Here is an 18,606-nt window from a genome sequence, read left to right as displayed (position 1 = left end):
GGAGCAGATGGCGGCCAACATCAAACAGAATGCCGACAATGCCGCCCAGACCGAAAAGATCGCCCGCCAGTCGTCGAAGGACGCCGAGGCCAGCGGTGTCGCGGTCGAACGCGCCGTGGGTGCGATGCGGACGATCGCGCAGAAGATCGGCATCGTGCAGGAGATCGCCCGCCAGACCGACCTGCTGGCACTGAACGCGGCGGTGGAAGCAGCCCGAGCCGGCGAACATGGTCGCGGCTTCGCGGTCGTCGCCTCGGAAGTCCGCAAGNACGCAGCCAGACCGCGGCGGCCGAAATCAGCGCGGTATCGGGCGACACGGTGCAGGCAGCGGCACAGGCCGGCGAGATGCTGACCAGGCTGGTCCCCGACATCCGCCGGACCGCCGAACTGGTGTCCGAAATCAGCGCGGCCTGCCGCGAACAGGATATCGGTGCGTCGCAGATCAACCAGGCGCTGCAACAGCTGGATCAGGTGACGCAGCAGAACGCATCGGCATCCGAACAGATCACCTCGACGTCCGAGGAACTGGCCGGACAGGCGGAGGAACTGCAGTCGAGCATCGCTTTCTTCCGGATCGACGCGGCCGGTGGATCGGCGCGTGCCAAGCCGGCCCCCAAGCCGCAGGGCAAACCCGCGTCCAAGGCCAGGGCGAAGACCAATACGGTTGCCGACCAGCAGGCCCGTGCCCGTGGCTTCGCGCTCGATATGGCGCAGGGCGGACCCGATAGCGAAGACGCCGCCTTCGGTCAGGCCGCCTGACCCCGACAGGTGCCGCCGCCCGTCGCACCGGGCGGCGGCCATGCACCACGAGGAGCGAACATGTTTCGGCTATCGATCATCGGCCTTGCCACGCTGGCTTTGACCGGTGTTGCTACCCCCGCCCGGGCGCAGGACGACGCGCCGGCATCCGCCTTGTCGCTCGACCTCGCCTATAAGGGCGATGTCGTCGGGGTCGCGGCAGGCGAGACGCGGGGGGCGCGCTATCTCGACAATCTCGACGTGGTCGCCGCACTCGACCTCGACCGGGCGGTCGGCTGGCGCGGCGGCAGCGCCGTTGTCAGCCTGCTCAACAATCTGGGCGGGCGGCCCAACGACCTGGCCGGTACCTTGCAGGGCGTCGACAATATCGAGGTCGGCGCGCCCGGGCTGCTGCTGTACCAGGCATGGTTCCAGCAGAGTTTTGCCGACGACCGGCTGTCGATACTGGTCGGCAAATACGACCTGAACAGCGAATTCTATGCCGGCGATGCCGCCGCGCACCTGATCGCGCCGGCGTTCGGCATCGGATCGGAACTGGCCGCGACCGGTCCCAACGGGCCGTCGATCTTTCCGCGCACCGACCTTGCCATTCGCCTGCGCGCCGGGGACGAGCGGCACTATGTGCAGGCGGTGGCGATCCGCGCGCCGCGCGGCACCGCCGATACCGGCCGCGAACGATCGACGCTGTTCGTCGCCGAGGGCGGGTTGCAGGGCCGCACCGCGATCGGCATCGGCGGCTGGGCCTATAGCCGCCGCCAGCCGCGTATCGCGCCGCCGGGCGTCACCCTGGCCGACGGTGCCGCCGCGTCGCACGGCGTCTATCTACTGCTCGAACGGGATCTGGCGGGCGAGGCCGACAAGGCGGGCCACTGGCGCGCCTTTGCCCGCGCCGGATTGTCCGACGGGCGGACGACGCCGTTCGCGGGCGGGTTTCAGATCGGCCTGACCGGACGCGGCATCGTGCCCGCCCGTCCCGACAGCCAGGTGTCGATCGGCATGGCCAGCGCCGATCTCAGCACCCCCTATCGCCGCGCCAATCCGGCGGGCGAACCGGCGCTGACCGGATCGGAGGGCATGATCGAGCTGACCTATAGCGACCGGATCGCGCCGTTCCTGACGCTGCAACCCGATGTGCAATATGTCCGCCGCCCCGGGGGCTTGCGCGATGCCGACGACGCGCTGGTGCTGGGGTTGCGGGCGATCGTCGCGTGGAAGGTGCTGTAGGACCATCCCCGGCCCCTAATAGGCGCGCTGTCCCGCGACATTGCCGGCGGGCACGTAGCGGCACACGACATAGTCGTCGCGCGCGTTGCTCGCCTCGGCACAGCCGAACCGCTGCGTCGTCCGCCACATGATCTGGGTGTAATGCCCGACGTCGCCGAATTTGCCGGTGCGGGACACGGCGGGCAGCACGCCCGGCACATAGTCGCGCCGTTCGGCGACCCAATGCCCGACCATCTCGTCGTAGCGATAGGCACCGCGCGTGCCGGTCCACAGATTCTCGCCCTGCTCGGGAACGCCGCGCGGTTGCGCCGAATGTTCGAACCGACCGGTCTTTGCCAGCGTATCGGCATGGCGGGCGGCATCGCGCGCCAGTGCAGGGTCCCAGCCGAGCGGGGCCAGTCCCGCCGCCGCCCGCGCCGCCCGGTGGCCCGCGTCCATCGCCTGTCGCAACAGCGCCGGCCCGCGCGGTGCCGGCCCCTCGAACGCGCGCGGCTCGACGATGCGTTCGGGACCTGCCTCGCCGCCCGACGAACAGCCGGTCAGCAGCAAAACCGGCGCCAGTATTTGTATCGATCGCATGACGCCCATATGGGACGGCGATGGTGCCCGACCAACCTCCGCTCACGCTGCCGCCGCTGGCGCTCTACGTCCACTGGCCGTTCTGCGTATCGAAATGCCCCTATTGCGACTTCAACAGCCATGTCCGCGATACGGTCGATCAGGCGGCGTGGTTGCAGGCGCTGCTCGCCGATCTGGCGCATGAGGTCGCCGCACTGCCCGACCGGCGGCTGGCGTCGATCTTCTTCGGGGGCGGCACGCCGTCGTTGATGCCGCCGGCGACGGTCGCGGCGATCATCGACGCCGCCTGCTGCGCCTGGCCGCCGACCGACGATATCGAAATCACGCTGGAGGCGAATCCGTCGTCGGTCGAGGCCGCCCGCTTCGCCGATATCGCCGCCGCCGGGGTCAATCGCGTGTCGCTGGGCGTGCAGGCGTTGCACGACGACGCCCTCGCCTTCCTCGAACGCGCGCATGGCGTCGAGGAGGCGCTGACCGCGCTCGGCGTCGCGCAGCGCCATTTCGCGCGGGTCAGTTTCGACCTGATCTATGCCCGGCCCGGCCAGTCGCTGGCGGCATGGGAAGCCGAACTCGCCCGCGCGCTGTCGTTCGGGACCGAGCATCTGTCGCTGTACCAGCTGACCATCGAGCCGGGCACGCGCTTCGCGACGCTGGCGGCCAAGGGGGCGCTGACCCTGCCCGATCCCGACCTTGCCGCCGACCTGTTCGAAACCACGCAGGCGATGATGTCGGTCGCCGGTCTGCCGCTGTACGAGGTGTCGAACCATGCCCGTGCGGGCGCGGAGAGCCGCCACAACCTGACCTATTGGCGCTATCGCGACTATGCCGGCATCGGTCCGGGCGCGCATGGCCGGCGCGAGGGGCTGGCGACGGTCCGGCGCAAGAAGCCCGAGAACTGGATCGCGGCGGTGACGCGCAACGGCCACGGCATCGAACGCGAGGATGCGCTGACCCCCGACGAACGCGTGACCGAGGCGCTGGTGATGGGCCTGCGGATGCGCGAGGGCATCGACCTCGCCCGCGTCGCGGCACTGGGCGGACGGCCGATCGATGCGGTGGTGCGTGCCCCGGCGGTGGCGCTGCTGGCGCGACAGGGGCTGGTGGCGCGCGACGGCGACCGGCTGGCGCTGACCCCGGCGGGTTTTCCGGTGCTCGACGCGGTGCTGCGCGAGATCGCGGTATAGGCTTGCCCCGCTCCCGGCGACTGCGCACAACCGCGCATCACCAGTAAAAACGGGGCCGACCATGCCGACCATGCCGACCATCACCCGCCGTACCGCGATCGCCGGCCTCGCCGCCGCCACCGCATCGGCGACCCTGCCCGCCCAGCCGCGCGCCAGCGGCGTCCTGCGCGTCGCTTCGACGTGGGACTTCGGTGCCGCCGCGAACGATGCCGCCGTCGCCCGGTTCAAGCGCGGCGGCACGCTGATCGACGCGCTCGAAGCCGGGGCGCAGGTGCCCGAAGCCGACCTGACCAACCATTCGGTGGGCAAGGGCGGCTATCCCGATCGCGACGGGCGGGTCACGCTGGACGCGGTCATCATGGACGACAAGGGCCATGTCGGCGCGGTCGCGGCGATGGAGGATATCGCCCATCCGATTTCGGTCGCGCGCGCGGTGATGGAGCGTACCCCGCACACCTTCCTGGTCGGCGATGGTGCGCGGCAATTCGCGCTGGCCAACGGCTTCACCGCCGAGAAGCTGCTGACACCCGAAGCCGAGGCGGAATGGCGCAAATGGCTGAAAACGTCGAAATACGCGCCGGCCGCCAACAGCGAGAACGCCCGTGCCCCGCTCGGCGGGCCGCTCGACCATGACACGATCGGCATGATCGCGCGTGCGCCCGACGGATCGCTCGCCGGTGCCTGCACGACGTCGGGCATGGCGTTCAAGCTGCACGGCCGGGTGGGCGATTCGCCACAGGTCGGCAGCGGCCTGTTCGTCGAGGGCGGCGTCGGTGCCGCGACCGCCACCGGTCTGGGCGAGGAAGTGACGCGCATCGCCGGCACCGCCCGCGTCGTATCGTCACTGCGCGCCGGCATGTCGCCCATGGCAGCCTGTCGCGAAGCGGTCGAGCATATCGCCCGGTTGCGCGGGTCGGCGCTCGACGGGGTGCAGGTCGGTTTCCTCGCGATGGACGCGCGTGGACAGGTCGGCGCCTTCGCGATCCTGCCGGGCTTCACCTATGCCGTCACCGGCGACGACGGACGCAGCACGGTGTCGAAGTCGGCGAGCCTGCGCAGCGCCTGACGCGAAAAGGCCCTGTCACCGCGATGGTGACAGGGCCAGTTCGTTACCCGAAAAGCAGGATCAGAAGTTAACGGTAGCGCCAATCGAAATCTGACGACCCAGCGAGTCGTAGCGCGCCGGGATCGTGTTGTTGCGCGCCAGCGATACGTCATAGGAGTTCGGCAGGATCGGCGGCACCTTGTCGAGCAGGTTGTTGGCAGCGAAGCGGAGCGTGAACTGCTTACCCACCGCGAACGTCGCCGCCAGATCGAAATAGCTGACCGGATCGAAGCGATAGAAGGTCTTGCGTGCGTCCTCCGGCGTACCGCCGACGGCGGGGTCGCCCGAGTTCTTTGCATGGGTCAGCGAGCCGACATAGCGCCAGTTGAACGAGATCGACGCGACCTTGTCCGGCGTGATGTAGGTGGTGCGCAAGCCATGGGTCCATTTCGGGATCAGCTGCCCGCAACCATTGCCGAAAAGCCCTGCGCAGTTGCGTTCGTCGCGGATCGGCGATTCCTGATTGCCAGCCAGCGTCGTCCACGATCCGTTAAAGATCCAGTCGAGCGTACCGAACCGGTCGATCGGCAGAACATACTGGCCCTGGAAGTCCCAACCATGCGCCTTGGTCTTGTACGTGTTGGTCGTACCCTGCTGGATATAGCCCGAGGTCGGATTGCTCGCCGGCGCGCTGTACAAAATACCGGTGGTCGGCGCGCGGACGATCTTGTCGCAGAAATACGAGTCGCCGCCTGACGTCAGACAGCCTTCCTGCCAATAGCTGTAATCCGCATAGCCGATCGAGTCATCGATATCGATCAGGAAGCGATCGACCGAAAAGGTCAGCCCCGGCAGGAAGCGCGGCTTGAGCACCACCCCGAACGTCTTGGTCCAAGCGGTTTCGGGATCGACGGTAAAGCCGCCGGTGAACACCGTGCACTGGTTGTTCGGACAGTTCAGCGTCGGGCTGCCATACAGCGAATCCGCAAGGCCGGTGGCGCGACAGACATCGATCGACGCACGCGGTGCTACGGTTTGCGTGATGGTGCGCGTGGGATCAGTGGGATCGGGTACCTGAACGGTTGTGCTGGCGCAGAAGTCGTTCTGCGAACCACCCTGCGTGCCGTACTGCCGCTGGGTCGCCTGCCGGATCTCGATCACGGTCGGCGCGCGCTGCGCCTTGTTGAACGCGCCGCGGAAGGTGACGTCCTGAATCGGAGCCCACAGCGCCTCGATCTTATACGTGCTGAACGTATCCGGATTGGTATCGTACTTCGACAGGCGATAGCCGGCATTGACCTGCAACAGATGGGTCCAGCGCTGTTTCTCGACCAGCGGCACCTGCACTTCGACGTTGGCTTCCTTCACGCTCTGGCGCAGCTGGAAGTTCTCGCCGCCATTCTGGTCACGGAACGCCTGGTTGGCGGTGCCGAGGAAACGGTCCTTGCGATATTCGGCACCAATGGCGAATGCCACGCCCTGGTCCGCCCATGGCGCAGTGATACCGTACTTGCCCAGGTCACCCGACAGGTTGGCCACCACGTCGAACAACTGAGTGACGTTGCCGTACGTACCGTCGCGACCGCTGAACAGATAATCGTAGAGCGCCGTATTGTTGTTGTTCGCAGTGAAGGCATCGAACGGGACGCAGCCGTCGGCGGTACCCGTGGCGCACGTCGGCGTGCCACCCACGTTGACAACGTTCAGCGACCGGTTGATCTTCGCGAATTCCGGGAACGGACCATTGGTCACGTCCTGCTGACTGCGCACATAGACGCCGGCGACGTCATAGCTCCACGCTTCGGCGATGGTCCCGCGCACGCCACCGACAGCGCGAATGCCCTGATTCTCGTACAGATCGGCCGAATAGGGCAGCGCGTTAAAGCGATAGCGTACCTCGATCGGCAACAGCGTCGACGTACCCGCCGCCGTACCGCAGATCGCGGCCTGTTGTGCCGTCGACATCAGCGGGTTGTTGCAGTTCACGCTGAACGGGGTCGAACCATAGGCGGTGAAGCTGAACACCCGTGCCGGGAAACGATTGTACGACTTGTCCTTGAACCACAAGCCGTTACCATACAGCTCGACCGCGTCCGACAGCTTCAGCGATACGAACCCGCCGGCATTCAGGCGGTTGCTTTCGCGCTGGTACGAATACCCGTCGAACGGATTCGCCTGGATGCCCACGCCGAACGGAACGAACGTCCGGGTACCATCGGGGTTGTTGGCATAGACACGGTTCGCCTGCGTGCCGCCGCGCGGGCTAAGGTAACCGTACTGGGTGTAGGTCGAGGTCGAGCAGCTGAGCGGGCCATCGATCCCTGCCTCGACCAGCTGACATGCCGAGCTGGCGCGGGCATCGTAAGGGACCAGGTCAGCCTTGCGATAGTTGACGAAGCCCATGACGCTCAGCCGGTCGTCGAACAGTTTCGTGCCTGCCGACAGCGTCAAATCGACGCGCGCGCCGTCGTTGGTCAGGCCACGCGGCACCGGGAACCCCGCCGCGCGGGCATAGGGACTGACCAGCGTGTCCTTATTCTCGTGATTGTAGAAATTGTAGTTCGCATTCAGATTGATGCCGTCCAGGTCCTTGCGCAGGATGAAGTTGACGACCCCGGCGACGGCATCCGAGCCGTAGACCGACGATGCACCGCCGGAAAGGACGTCAATGCGTTCGATCAGCGCGACCGGGATCATGCCAGCATCGACGCCGTTCTGCGTACCCAGCCGCAATCCGTCGACCAGCGTCAGCGTGCGTTCGAAGCCGAGGCTGCGCAACTTGATCCGCTGGCGACCGTCCGAATCCTGATAATTCTGCTGCGCATCCGGTGCGATCTGCGGCAAGCGGTTGAGAACGTCCTCGACATTGACGGCCGCCTGCAAGCGGATTTCTTCCGACGTAACCGACTGGATCGGCGCGGCCGACGTGGCATTGGGCCGACGGATACGCGTGCCGGTGACGACGATCGCGTCGTCGTCCTTGTCGGTCGTCGCGGTGTTCGTATCGGGCAGTGCCTCTACGGGCACGACCTGCGCATGGGCGGTACCAGCCAGCATCGTCGCGAGACAGGATGTGGCCAGCAGCTTCGTTATCGATTTCATTGAATCCCCCTTGTTGGCGCAGCGTCGCGTTTGTCGCTTGAGGAAGGGTCCGGCCCAGTCGGGTCGCACCGTCACCCGTCACGTCGCACGGCCTGTTCACCTGTGCGACAGTTTTCCGCCAGCACGCACACGGGTCAATATCGAATGAAACTAGATACCATATATGCGACACGTATTGCTAACAGCCGTGCTAATTCCGCAACACACCTTCGGACTATGACAGCAACAGATGCACCACCGTCGCGCTCGGCTGTGCCACCGCGCGGACGCCCGGCAACGTCGCGGGATCGATCGTCGCCGGTTGGGCCAGTTCGACGCGCATCCGGCCCGCCAGCGGTTCGACGCGCAGGATCGCACCTGCCCCGCCCAACGCCTCGATCAGCGCCGCCGGAAGGGTGGGCTGCGTGACAGGCACTTCGGCTGACGGGACCGGGGGCGGGGGGGCGGCCGGACCGTTGGCCCCGGCTTCGCGAATTTCTTCCGCTACCTGATCGGCGATCGGGCCGACCACGACCTGCACCGCGCGTGCCGAGGGGCGCAGCACGCCCATCGCGCCCAGTGCCTTCAGCGCCGCTTCGTCGACCAGCGCCTGATCGGCGACGACCAGCCGCAGCCGGGTGGTGCATGCCCCGATGCTGACGAGGTTGCCGCTGCCGCCCAGCGCGGCGAGGAACGCCCGCCCGCGCGCGCCATCGCCGGTGGCCGGGGCGCCGGTCATGGTCGGCGCACTGGCATCGCGGCCCGGCGTCTTCAGGTCGAACCGCACGATGAAGAAGCGGAACACCCCGTAATACAGCGCGAAATACACGGCACCGACCGGCAGCAGCATCAGCGGCCGGGTCGCCTTTCCATAGTTCAGCACATAGTCGAACAGGCCGGCCGAGAAGCCGAAGCCGAGCTTGACCCCCAGCCAGTCCATCAGCGCCATCGACAGCCCGGTCAGCACCGCATGGATCGCGTACAGCACGGGCGCGAGGAACATGAACGAGAATTCGATCGGTTCGGTCACGCCGGTCAGGAAGCTGGTGAGCGCGAGGCTGAGCAACATGCCGCCCACCGCCTTGCGCCGGTCGGGCAGCGCCGATCGGTACATGGCAAGGCATGCGGCGGGCAGGCCGAACATCATCACCGGGAAATAGCCGGCCATGAACGCCCCCGCCGTCGGATCACCGGCGAAGAAGCGGCGCAGATCGCCGGTCGTCCCCCCGAAATCGCCGAGCACGAACCACGCGACGTTGTTAAGGATATGATGCAGCCCGGTGACGAGCAGCAGCCGGTTGAGCAGGCCGAACCCGAACAGGCCGAAGCTGCCCGACGCCACCAGTCCGCGGCTGAGCAGATCGAGCGCGGCGGTGATGCCGCCGAAGCTCAGGCCGACCACGATGGCGATGCCGATGCCCACCACGCCGCTGACGATCGGCACGAACCGCCGCCCGCCGAAGAACGCCAGATATTCGGGCACCTTGATCGTCGCATAGCGATTATAGGCATGGCCGCCGATCAGCCCGGCGACGATGCCGATCGGCACGTCGAGCTTGGCAAAGGCCTTTGCCTTCCACGCCGCCGACAGCGTCGCCGCCACCCCCGCATCGAAGCCATGCGTCACGTCGGCCGGTACGGTCAGGAACACCGGCCCGCCATTCTTGACGACCAGATAGCAGACGACGCCGGCAAGGCACGCCGCGCCGTTGCCGTCGCGGGCGATGCCGCAGGCCACGCCGATCGCGAACAGCAGGCCGAGATTGTTGAACAGCGCATCGCCCGCCGCCGCCAGCAGGGCGATGTCGAGCAGGTCGGGCTGGCCCAGCCGCAGCAACAGCCCCGCTACCGGCAGGACCGCGATCGGCAGCATGAGCGCGCGGCCGATCGGCTGCAGCGTTTCGACGATCGACTTCATACGCCCTGCTCCTGAAGAAATTCGCGAACCATGGTCCGCACCTCGGCCGGCGATGCCGCCGCCAGCGCGCGGACCGCCAGCAACCGGCAGCGATGGGTATCGAGCCGCCGGACCAGCGCCTTCAATTCGGGCACGAAGCGCGGGGACGCCGACAATTCGGTGATGCCAAGCCCGACCAGCAGCGGGATCGCCAGCCGATCCGACGCAAGGCCACCGCACACCCCGACCCAGCGACGATGCCGCGCGGCCCCGTCGGTCGTGTGCGCGATCAGTTGCAGCACGGCGGGGTGCAACCCGTCGATGCCTGAGGCGACCGCCGGATTGCCGCGATCCATCGCCAGCGCATATTGCGTCAGGTCGTTGGTCCCGATCGACAGGAAATCGGCATGCGCCGCCAGCGTCGCGGCAGTGACCGCCGCCGCCGGCGTTTCGACCATGATGCCAACCTCGACCCGGTCGATGATGCCCAGTTCGGCGCGCAGCCGGTCGACGACCGCGCGCACGGCGGCGATTTCGGCGACGCTCGCGACCATCGGGATCATGATCCGGCATTGCCCGACCGGCTGCACCGACAATATGCCGCGCAACTGGGTTTCGAGAATATCGGGCATGGCCAGCGCGACGCGGATGCCGCGCAGGCCCAGCGCCGGATTTTCCTCCGGCGCGATCGGCAGATAGGGGGCGGGTTTGTCGCCCCCGATATCGAGCAGCCGCACGATCAGCGGCCGCCCGTCGAGTTCGGCGGCGATCGCACCATAGAGCGCGGCCTGTTCGGCAACATCGGGCGCGCTGTCGCGGTCGAGGAACAGAAATTCGGTGCGCAGCAGCCCCGACCCTTCCGCGCCATTGGCCATCGCCGCCTTCGCATCCTCGATCGACCCGAGATTGGCGAACGCCTCGATCCGGACGCCGTCGAGCGTTACACAGGCTTCGGTCGCATGGGCGAGCGCGGCGGCGCGGTCAGCGTTGCGGCGATCGGCATGGGCGCGTGCCTCGGCCAGCGTCGCCGCATCGGGATCGACGTGCAGCACGCCGCCATCGGCGTCGAGGATCACCGTCGCGCCATCGGCGATCGCTGCCAGCGGCGCGCCGATCGCGACCAGCGCGGGCAGGCCCATCGTCGCCGCAAGGATCGCGACATGCGAGGTCGGCCCGCCACGTTCGACCGCGAGGCCGATGACGTTGGCCGGATCGATCGCCATCACCTGCGACGGCAGCAGATCGTCGGCGAGCAGGATGGTGCCTGCGGGGAAGGTCATCGCTTCCGCCTGTGTGCCGGTCAGTTCGCCCAGCACCTGCCGTTCGAGGTCGAGCAGATCGTCGGCACGCTCGGCCAGCCGCGCGTCGCCGAGATTGCGCAGCGTCGCCGCCTGCGCCCGCGTTGCCGCGCGCCACGCATGGCCGGCATCGCGCCCGTCGCCGATCGCGCCGTTCGCTGCGTCGCGCAGATCGGCATCGTCGAGGAACGCGATATGCGCGGCGCGGATCGCCGCCCCCTCGCCGGTGGTCGTGGCCAGCGTCTCGCGCACCGCCGACAGCGCCGAATCAAGGCGTGCCGCCTCGATCGCCGCGCCCTGGCCGTCGATCGGCACCGTGATGTCGGCGACGCGCAGCCAGCGGGCGGTACCGATCGCATAGCCCGGTGCCGCCAGCGTGCCCGCCATCTGCCCCTCGGGCAAGGCGACCGCCGCCGGCGGCGGCGGGGTGACCACGGGACTGGTCGCGGCCTGTCTGGCGCGCTCCCCCATGCCGCTTTCGATCAGCGTCACCAGCGCGGAAACGGCTTCGCGCGCGTCGGGGCCGCTCGCGATCACGTCGATCGTGTCGCCGAACCGCACGCCCAGCCCGAGCAGACCGACCGCGCCGGTGGTGCGGGCTTCGGCCCCGTCCTTGCCCAGCCAGCTGGTCGCGACGAAGCCGCGCGCGACTTCGCCGATCCTTGCCGCGGGCCGTGCGTGCAGGCCATGCGCCATCGCCACGCGCACCTGCTGGACGATCCGCTCGCCCTCGATCGACGGGGTGGCAGACACCGTCCCCGCGATCGGCTCGACAGTCATCAGCAGCTGGCCGATCCCGACGACGCGGTCGGTTTCACGCCGGACAATGCGAAAGGCATCGGCATTGGTGACGATCAGCGGCGTCATCAGCGACGGTGCCGCCCGCACGAGCGCGTCGAGATCGAAATCGATCAGCGGCTGGCCACGCTCGACCCGGTCGCCGACCCCCACCCGCGCGGTGAAATCGCGGCCGCCCAGCTGCACCGTGTCGATCCCGATGTGCATCAACAGCTCGACCCCGCCCTCACCGCGCAGGGTGATGGCATGGCCGCCGGCATGGAGCGTGAGCACTTCCCCGTCGCACGGCGCGTGCAGCGTGCCGCCGGTCGGGTCGATGGCGATCCCGTCGCCCAGCATCCGCCCCGCGAACACCGCGTCGGGCACGTCGTCGAGCGCGTTTGCCCAGCCTTGCACCGGTGCGGTCAGCAGGATGGCGGTCATGGTCGGCCCCTTCGTGCGCACGTCCGCCCCCCCGGCGATCCGCGCGGATGCTGTTGTTCGTCCCGGCGAACCGGGGTCAGACGATGCGGTTGCCCGCAATCCACGTGCCGCGCACGGTCAGGTCCCGGTCGAGCCAGACGAAATCGGCGCTATGCCCGATATCGAGGCTGCCGATCCGGTGCGACAGGCGCAGGAACGCGGCGGGGTTGGCCGATGCCATCGCCACCGCATCCTCGAACGCGACCCCCAGTTCGTGCGTGTTGGCCACTGCCGTCGCCATGTCGAGATCGCATCCGGCCAGCGTGCCGTTGGCATCGACGCACACGCCGTTTTCGACATGGATCGGTTGCCCGTTGAGCACGAATTCCTTGGCTTCCGCACCGACCGTCGGCATCGCATCGGTCACCAGCATGAATCGGTCGATCGGCCGTGCCGCCAGCGCCACGCGGATCGCGGCAGGATGCAGGTGCGCGCCGTCCACGATCAGGCCGGCATAGACCGACCTGTCCTCCAGCACCGCCCCGACCACACCCGGATCGCGGTGCTTGAGCGGCGACATCGCGTTGTAGAGATGCGTGACGCCGCGTGCGCCGGCATCGATCGCGGCGCGGGCTTCCTCATAAGTCGCATCGCTATGGCCGATGCTGACGATCACGCCCGCCGCGACCAGCCGCTCGATGGCGGCGGGTTCGTTTCGCTCGGGGGCCAGCGTGACCATCACCACGCCCTTGCGCGGCCGGGTCAGGAGGTCGATCGCGGCGTCATCCAGCGCGCGGAAATGGTTCGCGTCGTGAATGCCCTTGCGCGCAGGATTCAGGAACGGCCCCTCGACATGGATGCCGACGACGCCCGGCACACCCTGTTCGATCGCGGCATCGACCGCGTCGAGGCCCGCGGCAACCACGTCCAGCCGATCGCTGATAAGGGTCGGCAGGAAGGCGGTGGTTCCGTACTTCGCATGGGCCGCGCCGATCGCGGCGATGCCCGCGACGGTCGGGCGGTCGTTGAACAACACACCGCCGCCGCCATTGACCTGCGTATCGACGAAGCCCGGCACCAGCCAGCCGCCGTCGAGGTCGATCACCTGCGCATCGTCACCGGCGTGGAAGTCGGCGATGACGCCGCCCTCCACACGGAACGCACAGCTGTCGTGCTGACACTGGTCGGCGAGCACGCGCCCGCCGCGGAAGACGAAGCTGCTCATCGCGTTTCGGTGACCTTGCGCAGATGCGGCGGCTGGTCGGGGTTCAGGCCCCGGCGCAGCGACACCGTGTTGACCATGCGGTAGAAGCTCTGGATCATCAGGATCGGTTCGATTGCGGGGTGGCTGCGGATCGTTGGTGGTTGGCTGTTGGTATCCGCGGCATCGGCGAGATGCACCGCCGCGCCGCGCGATGCGAACTCCGCCGCAGCCGCCCGCACATCGTCGCCGGCATCGTCCGACGTCGCGAAACCCAGTAGCGGAAAGCCGTCGTTGATGATCGCCATCGGCCCGTGGCGGACTTCGGCACTGCTGAACGCCTCGGCATGGAGCGCCGAGGTTTCCTTCATCTTGAGCGCCGCTTCCTGCGCGACGCCGAAGCTGTACCCGCGCCCGATCACGAACAGGTTGCGGGCCTGTACCAGCGTGTCGGCGACCGTCGTCCAGTCCAGTTCGAACGCCGCTTCAAGCTGTGCGGGCAGGTCGTTCAGCGCCGCCAGCAACGCCTGATCCTTGCTCCAGTGCGCGGCGATCGCGGCGAGGCCGGTCAGCGAGGCGATGAACGACTTGGTCGCCGCGACCGACGTTTCGGGACCGGCCGACAGTGGCAGCACGGTGTCGGCAAGCGCAGCGAGCGGCGAATCCTCGACATTGACCAGCGCGACGACGCGGGCGCCCGCCGCCTTGTAGCTTTCGACGGTGCGCAGCAGGTCGGGGCTGCGGCCCGATTGCGATACCGCGATCACCAGCGCGTTCATCCGCTCCATCCGCGTCGCATAGACCGACGCGACCGACGGCGCGGCGCTGGCGACCGGCACGCCGCACAGCGTCTCGACCAGATATTTGCCATAGGTCGCGGCATGGTCCGACGACCCGCGCGCGCAGGTGACGACCAGTGCCGGCGGATCGGCGCGCAGCGATGCGCCAAGCTCCGCCAGCGCCTGCGCATTGCGCGACAGGAAGCGGGCGACGGACGCACCGCCCTCCCCCGCTTCGCGGTGCATGGCGGTATGCTCGGCAACGACCGGCGTTGGCCCGGTTTCGACGGTGGACGTCATGAACCCCTTCTCGGTGCCGGCCTGTGCCGGATCAGCTTGCGTTGAGTTCGGCGACCACGTCGTACGCGTCGCCACGATAATAGGACTGGGTGAATTCGACCGTGTCGCCATCGGCCAGAAACCCGCGCCGTTCGATGAACAACCCGGCATGGCCGGTCTCGACCCCCAGCCGGCGTGCCTGTTCGACGGGAAACGCCATGGCGCGCAGCCGCTGCAACGCGCGCACCGGCCGCGATCCCGCCGCCTCCAGCGCGGCATAGAGCGAGTCGCCGACCGCATCAACGCCGGGCAGGCAATTGCCGGCGATGGTCGCATATTCGACCGCCATCGGCACGTCGTCGGCATAGCGCATCCGCTGAAACCGATAGACCGGCGCGCCGGGCGACAGCCCCAGCGACATCGATTCCTCGGGCGTTACCAGCCCGGTCGATTTCGACACCCACGCACTGCTGGGCACGCGGCCGCGCGCGACCATATCCTCCGAAAAGGAGGACAGCTTCGAAAAACTCTTGTCGACCCGCGCCGCGACGAACGTCCCCGCCCCGCGCCGCCGCACGACCAGACCTTCCTTGGCCAGCCCCTCGATCGCCTTGCGCACGGTGATGCGCGACACGTCATATTCCACGGCCAGTTCGCGTTCGGGCGGGATCGCATCATCCTGTTGCAGGATCTTCCGCTCGATCGCGGTTCGAACCAGCTGCTGCAGCTGCACATAGAGCGGCGCGTGCGCATCGTCGCGCAACCGGCCGACCCGATCTGAAAATTCCATGACCACGCCCTTCGAACTCATCGAGCGATCAACGTAAGGGGCGGTCTGGAGGATCACAATCGCCGTGATAGGTATGTTTTTGGTACTACGCAAGGGCGCGTGAGCGCCGAGAATGCCAGTGGAAACCGGCTGTCCGCCATTGCCGTATCATCATTGGCACTATGCCGTACCGTTGTTTCGCTACTACCTGCCAGCGTATACGGTTCACCTGCCCACCAGCGTCTTTGTAACTATGTTACGCATTGGAGAAATAAATGGTGTAAACCAGCCGATTTAGGCAACGTTAGCGCCATAATTTCTCACCAGTGCAGATCTTTTTCATTTTTATGTAGATTTTATGATTGTGATTGGTCACATTGCGGCCGACCAAAACGAGCTTGCATGGTACCAAAGCAGTACCAGAGCGTGACGCATGGCGTCGCTGCCCGTCGCGGCCAATCGGGGAGGGCGCATTTCGCGCCCGGATAGAAGGGGTAGGGACCATGGCTTTTTCGCGTTTCGCATATCTAGCCTCCACCGCGCTGGTCGCCGTGGCGACGCCGGCACTGGCGCAGGAAGCGCCCGCACCGACCAGCTCGACGGCTGAAGACGACACGATCACCGTCACCGGCATCCGCAAGTCGATCGCCGACTCGATCGCGACCAAGCGGCGCGCCGATTCGATCGTCGACGTCATCTCGGCCGAAGACGTGGGCAAGCTGCCCGACAGCAACATCGCCGACTCGCTCGCCCGCCTGCCCGGCGTCACCGTCGACCGCCAGTTCGGCGAAGGCGAGCAGCTCTCGATCGCCGGCACCGAACCCGCGCTGAACCGCGTGACCATCGACGGCCACTCGGTCGCATCGGCCGACTGGGGCGGCAACCCGTCGGACCGGTCGAGCCGTTCGTTCAACTATTCGCTGCTGTCGCCGACGATCATCAGCCAGGCGGTCCTGTACAAGACGCCCGAAGCCCGGCTTCAGGAAGGCGCCATCGGCGGCACCGTCGACATCGTCACCCGCAAGCCGCTCGAGCTGAAGTCGAACACGATCGCCGCGACCGCCGGCGGCGAATATAACGACCGTGCGAAGCGCGGCAGCTTCCGCGGTTCGGCGCTGTACAGCTGGAAGAACCAGGACGAGACGATCGGCTTCCTCGGCTCGGTCAGCTACGACAAGGAACAGCTGAGCCGCGCCGGCGTCGCCAGCTACTGGTACCGCACCGGTGCCGCGCTGCTCGAAAGCTTCAGCACGACCAATGCCGACGGCTCGCGCAATCCGATCCAATATGGTGCCGACGGTCGCGCGGTGATGGGTGCCACCATCAACGGTTCGCGCCCCACCGCCGCCACCATCTCGGCATTCAGCGCGTCGCGCTATGCCTCGTTCCTCGCCCGCGAATTCTTCAAACAGGAGCGCGAGCGCATCAGCTTCAGCGGCGCGGTCTCGGCCAAGCCGACCGACAACCTGACCGTCACCGGCACCGGGCTGATCATCCGCGGCAATTACGACAACGTGTCGAATTCCGAATATACCTATGGCTTCGAAGGATCGCGGATGACCGCGGCGACCTTCGTTCCGGGTCAGAACGGCCAGCCGGGCATCGTCGATTCGGCGACCTTCACCGGCATCACGTCGGGCACCGGATCGACCGGCCAGCTCGACACCTATTATCGCCGTACCCGCCTGAAGAACGACTCGGTATCGTTGCTGGTCGACTGGACGCCGGGTGAATGGACCATCAACGGCAACCTCGGTGCCACCCGCGCCACCGGCGGCAAGGACCCCGAATATCTGCTCGATTTCCGTACGCAGCAGGGCTTCACCGCCGGGGCGAACGGCCGCAACACGCAGGTCAACTGGAACTCGCCGGCCAGCGATGCGACCAAGTGGCTGAGCAACTTCACCGCCAATGGCGGTGAGAACATCACCGCACCCGACGGCCGCCGGTTCTTCGGCCGCCAGATCGGCGGCATCCCGCTCCAGTCGGGCTTCACCACCGACAGCGAGATCTTCGGCGAAGTGAATGTGAAGCGCGACGTCGACTTCGGTCCGCTTAAGGCGATCCTGTTCGGCGGCCGTTATGCCTCGCACCTGAACGGCAACACGACCTACAGCAACGCCGTCTACACCAACCAGAACTACACGCTGGCCGATCTAGATTTCTACGTGCAGGACAAGAACCTGTACAACGGTCTCGGCACGTCGGGGAACGGTACGCCCTATGCCACGCTCGACAAGGACGGCATTCTCAGTGCGCTGACGAAGTATGGCAATTTCACAGCCGATCGCGGTCTGTCGCGCGGCGATTACTGGCGCGTGCGCGAAAAGATCGCGGCGGGCTATATCCAGGCCAACTTCGAGCTGGGCAAGTTCCGCGGCAACCTTGGCGGCCGTGTCGTCAACACGTCGGACGCATCGACCTTCTACGTCCAGAGCACCGTGAACGGCAGCAGCCAGTTCGCGCTGACCAAGGTCAATAACGACGAGACGCGCTTCCTGCCCGCCGCCAACGTCATCTTCCAGGCGGGTGAGGACGTGGTGCTGCGCGCCTCCGCGGCGAAAGTGATCGCGCGTCCGCGCTACGGCGACCTGGCCGGTTCGCTGTCGCTCGACGACACCACCCGCTCGGGCAGCGGCGGCAATCCGGACCTGAGGCCCTATGCCGCGACCAACTACGGGCTGTCGGCCGAGTGGTATTTCGCACCGGCCAGCTTCCTGTCGGGCGAGTTCTTCTATCGCGACATCTCGAACTACGTCGGCAATCAGGTGGACGACGGGGTGGAGTTCACCAACAGCGTCACCGGCCGTACGCTGACCTATTCGATCTCGCGTCCGATCAACGGCGGCAAGGCGTCGGTGACCGGCATGTCGCTGTCGGGCAACACCAACATCGCCTATGGCTTCGGCGTGCAGGGCAGCTACACCTTTGCCGATGCGGAAACCCCGTTCGCCAACGGCCTGCCCTTCCTGTCGCGGCACACCTTCACGATCGTCCCCTATTACGAGGAAGGCCCGTTCCAGGCGCGGGTCAGCTACAACCGGCGTTCGAAGTATTTCTATCGCTTCGGCCGTCAGGCGAGCTCGGACTATACCGATCGCTATCGCCAGCTCGACGCGCAGATCAGCTACGCCATCTCGGAAGGCATCGGCCTGACGGCGGCGGCGTCGAACCTGCTCGACGAAACCTATTATCAGTACAGCAGCACGCCGGACGCACCGACGTCGATCTACAAGAACGGTCGTGTATTCTCGCTCAGCGCCACCTTCCGCATGTAAGGGGGCCGGCGATACGGGGGGTGCGGCCCGTGC

At 67.0% G+C, this 18,606-nt stretch carries 11 protein-coding genes and 2 pseudogenes; 6 read left to right on the top strand and 7 right to left on the bottom strand.

What is annotated here, in order from left to right:
• The 3 genes and pseudogenes from ASE91_RS20725 to ASE91_RS14740 all read left to right on the top strand — a co-directional run.
• Positions 1-268, top strand: a pseudogene (locus tag ASE91_RS20725) (methyl-accepting chemotaxis protein); the annotation flags it as partial.
• A 1-nt stretch (position 269) separates the two neighbouring features.
• A pseudogene (locus ASE91_RS20720) lies at positions 270-759 on the top strand (methyl-accepting chemotaxis protein); the annotation flags it as partial.
• 60 nt (positions 760-819) lie between these two features.
• Complete coding sequence (locus tag ASE91_RS14740; protein ID WP_056627380.1) at positions 820-1,983, top strand: carbohydrate porin; 1,164 nt, start codon at positions 820-822, stop codon at positions 1,981-1,983.
• Between the two features lie 15 nt (positions 1,984-1,998).
• Here ASE91_RS14740 and ASE91_RS14735 read toward each other — a convergent pair whose 3' ends face one another.
• The gene (locus tag ASE91_RS14735) at positions 1,999-2,562 is read right to left on the bottom strand and encodes a CAP domain-containing protein (RefSeq protein WP_235530505.1); all 564 of its coding nucleotides are present in this window, start codon (positions 2,560-2,562) and stop codon (positions 1,999-2,001) included.
• Between the two features lie 20 nt (positions 2,563-2,582).
• Between ASE91_RS14735 and hemW the strand changes: the two genes are divergently transcribed.
• Complete coding sequence (gene hemW, locus ASE91_RS14730; RefSeq protein WP_056627373.1) at positions 2,583-3,746, top strand: radical SAM family heme chaperone HemW; 1,164 nt, start codon at positions 2,583-2,585, stop codon at positions 3,744-3,746.
• Positions 3,747-3,807: 61 nt separating this feature from the next.
• Positions 3,808-4,812 (top strand): N(4)-(beta-N-acetylglucosaminyl)-L-asparaginase, encoded by a 1,005-nt coding sequence (locus ASE91_RS14725; protein ID WP_327196790.1) that lies wholly within the window; start codon positions 3,808-3,810, stop codon positions 4,810-4,812.
• A gap of 60 nt (positions 4,813-4,872) precedes the next feature.
• Here ASE91_RS14725 and ASE91_RS14720 read toward each other — a convergent pair whose 3' ends face one another.
• From ASE91_RS14720 to ASE91_RS14695, 6 genes are all read right to left on the bottom strand, one after another.
• The gene (locus ASE91_RS14720; RefSeq protein WP_082454055.1) at positions 4,873-7,893 is read right to left on the bottom strand and encodes a TonB-dependent receptor domain-containing protein; all 3,021 of its coding nucleotides are present in this window, start codon (positions 7,891-7,893) and stop codon (positions 4,873-4,875) included.
• A 214-nt stretch (positions 7,894-8,107) separates the two neighbouring features.
• A complete protein-coding gene (nagE, locus tag ASE91_RS14715) occupies positions 8,108-9,790 on the bottom strand; it encodes an N-acetylglucosamine-specific PTS transporter subunit IIBC (RefSeq protein ID WP_056627368.1) in 1,683 nt (560 codons plus the stop codon).
• Positions 9,787-12,288: a phosphoenolpyruvate--protein phosphotransferase gene (gene ptsP / locus ASE91_RS14710; protein ID WP_056627593.1), complete on the bottom strand. Its 2,502-nt coding sequence runs from the start codon at positions 12,286-12,288 to the stop codon at positions 9,787-9,789. Before ptsP ends, nagE begins: the two co-directional genes overlap by 4 nt.
• A 76-nt stretch (positions 12,289-12,364) precedes the next feature.
• On the bottom strand, positions 12,365-13,492 hold the full coding sequence (gene nagA, locus ASE91_RS14705; RefSeq protein WP_056627365.1) for an N-acetylglucosamine-6-phosphate deacetylase: 1,128 nt from the start codon (positions 13,490-13,492) through the stop codon (positions 12,365-12,367).
• Positions 13,489-14,547 (bottom strand): SIS domain-containing protein, encoded by a 1,059-nt coding sequence (locus tag ASE91_RS14700; protein WP_056627363.1) that lies wholly within the window; start codon positions 14,545-14,547, stop codon positions 13,489-13,491. The genes nagA and ASE91_RS14700 overlap by 4 nt, the downstream gene beginning before the upstream one ends.
• A gap of 31 nt (positions 14,548-14,578) precedes the next feature.
• Positions 14,579-15,316, bottom strand: coding sequence for a GntR family transcriptional regulator (locus tag ASE91_RS14695; protein ID WP_056003033.1), 738 nt, complete (start codon positions 15,314-15,316; stop codon positions 14,579-14,581).
• A 482-nt stretch (positions 15,317-15,798) separates the two neighbouring features.
• Here ASE91_RS14695 and ASE91_RS14690 point away from each other — a divergent pair, with 482 nt between their 5' ends.
• Positions 15,799-18,573 (top strand): TonB-dependent receptor, encoded by a 2,775-nt coding sequence (locus ASE91_RS14690; protein WP_056002634.1) that lies wholly within the window; start codon positions 15,799-15,801, stop codon positions 18,571-18,573.
• Positions 18,574-18,606 lie beyond the last annotated feature (33 nt).

Source organism: Sphingomonas sp. Leaf62, assembly GCF_001421915.1.
GTDB lineage: Bacteria > Pseudomonadota > Alphaproteobacteria > Sphingomonadales > Sphingomonadaceae > Sphingomonas.
Note: the sequence above shows the minus strand (reverse complement) of the source record. Positions and strands in the feature narration are given on the sequence as shown.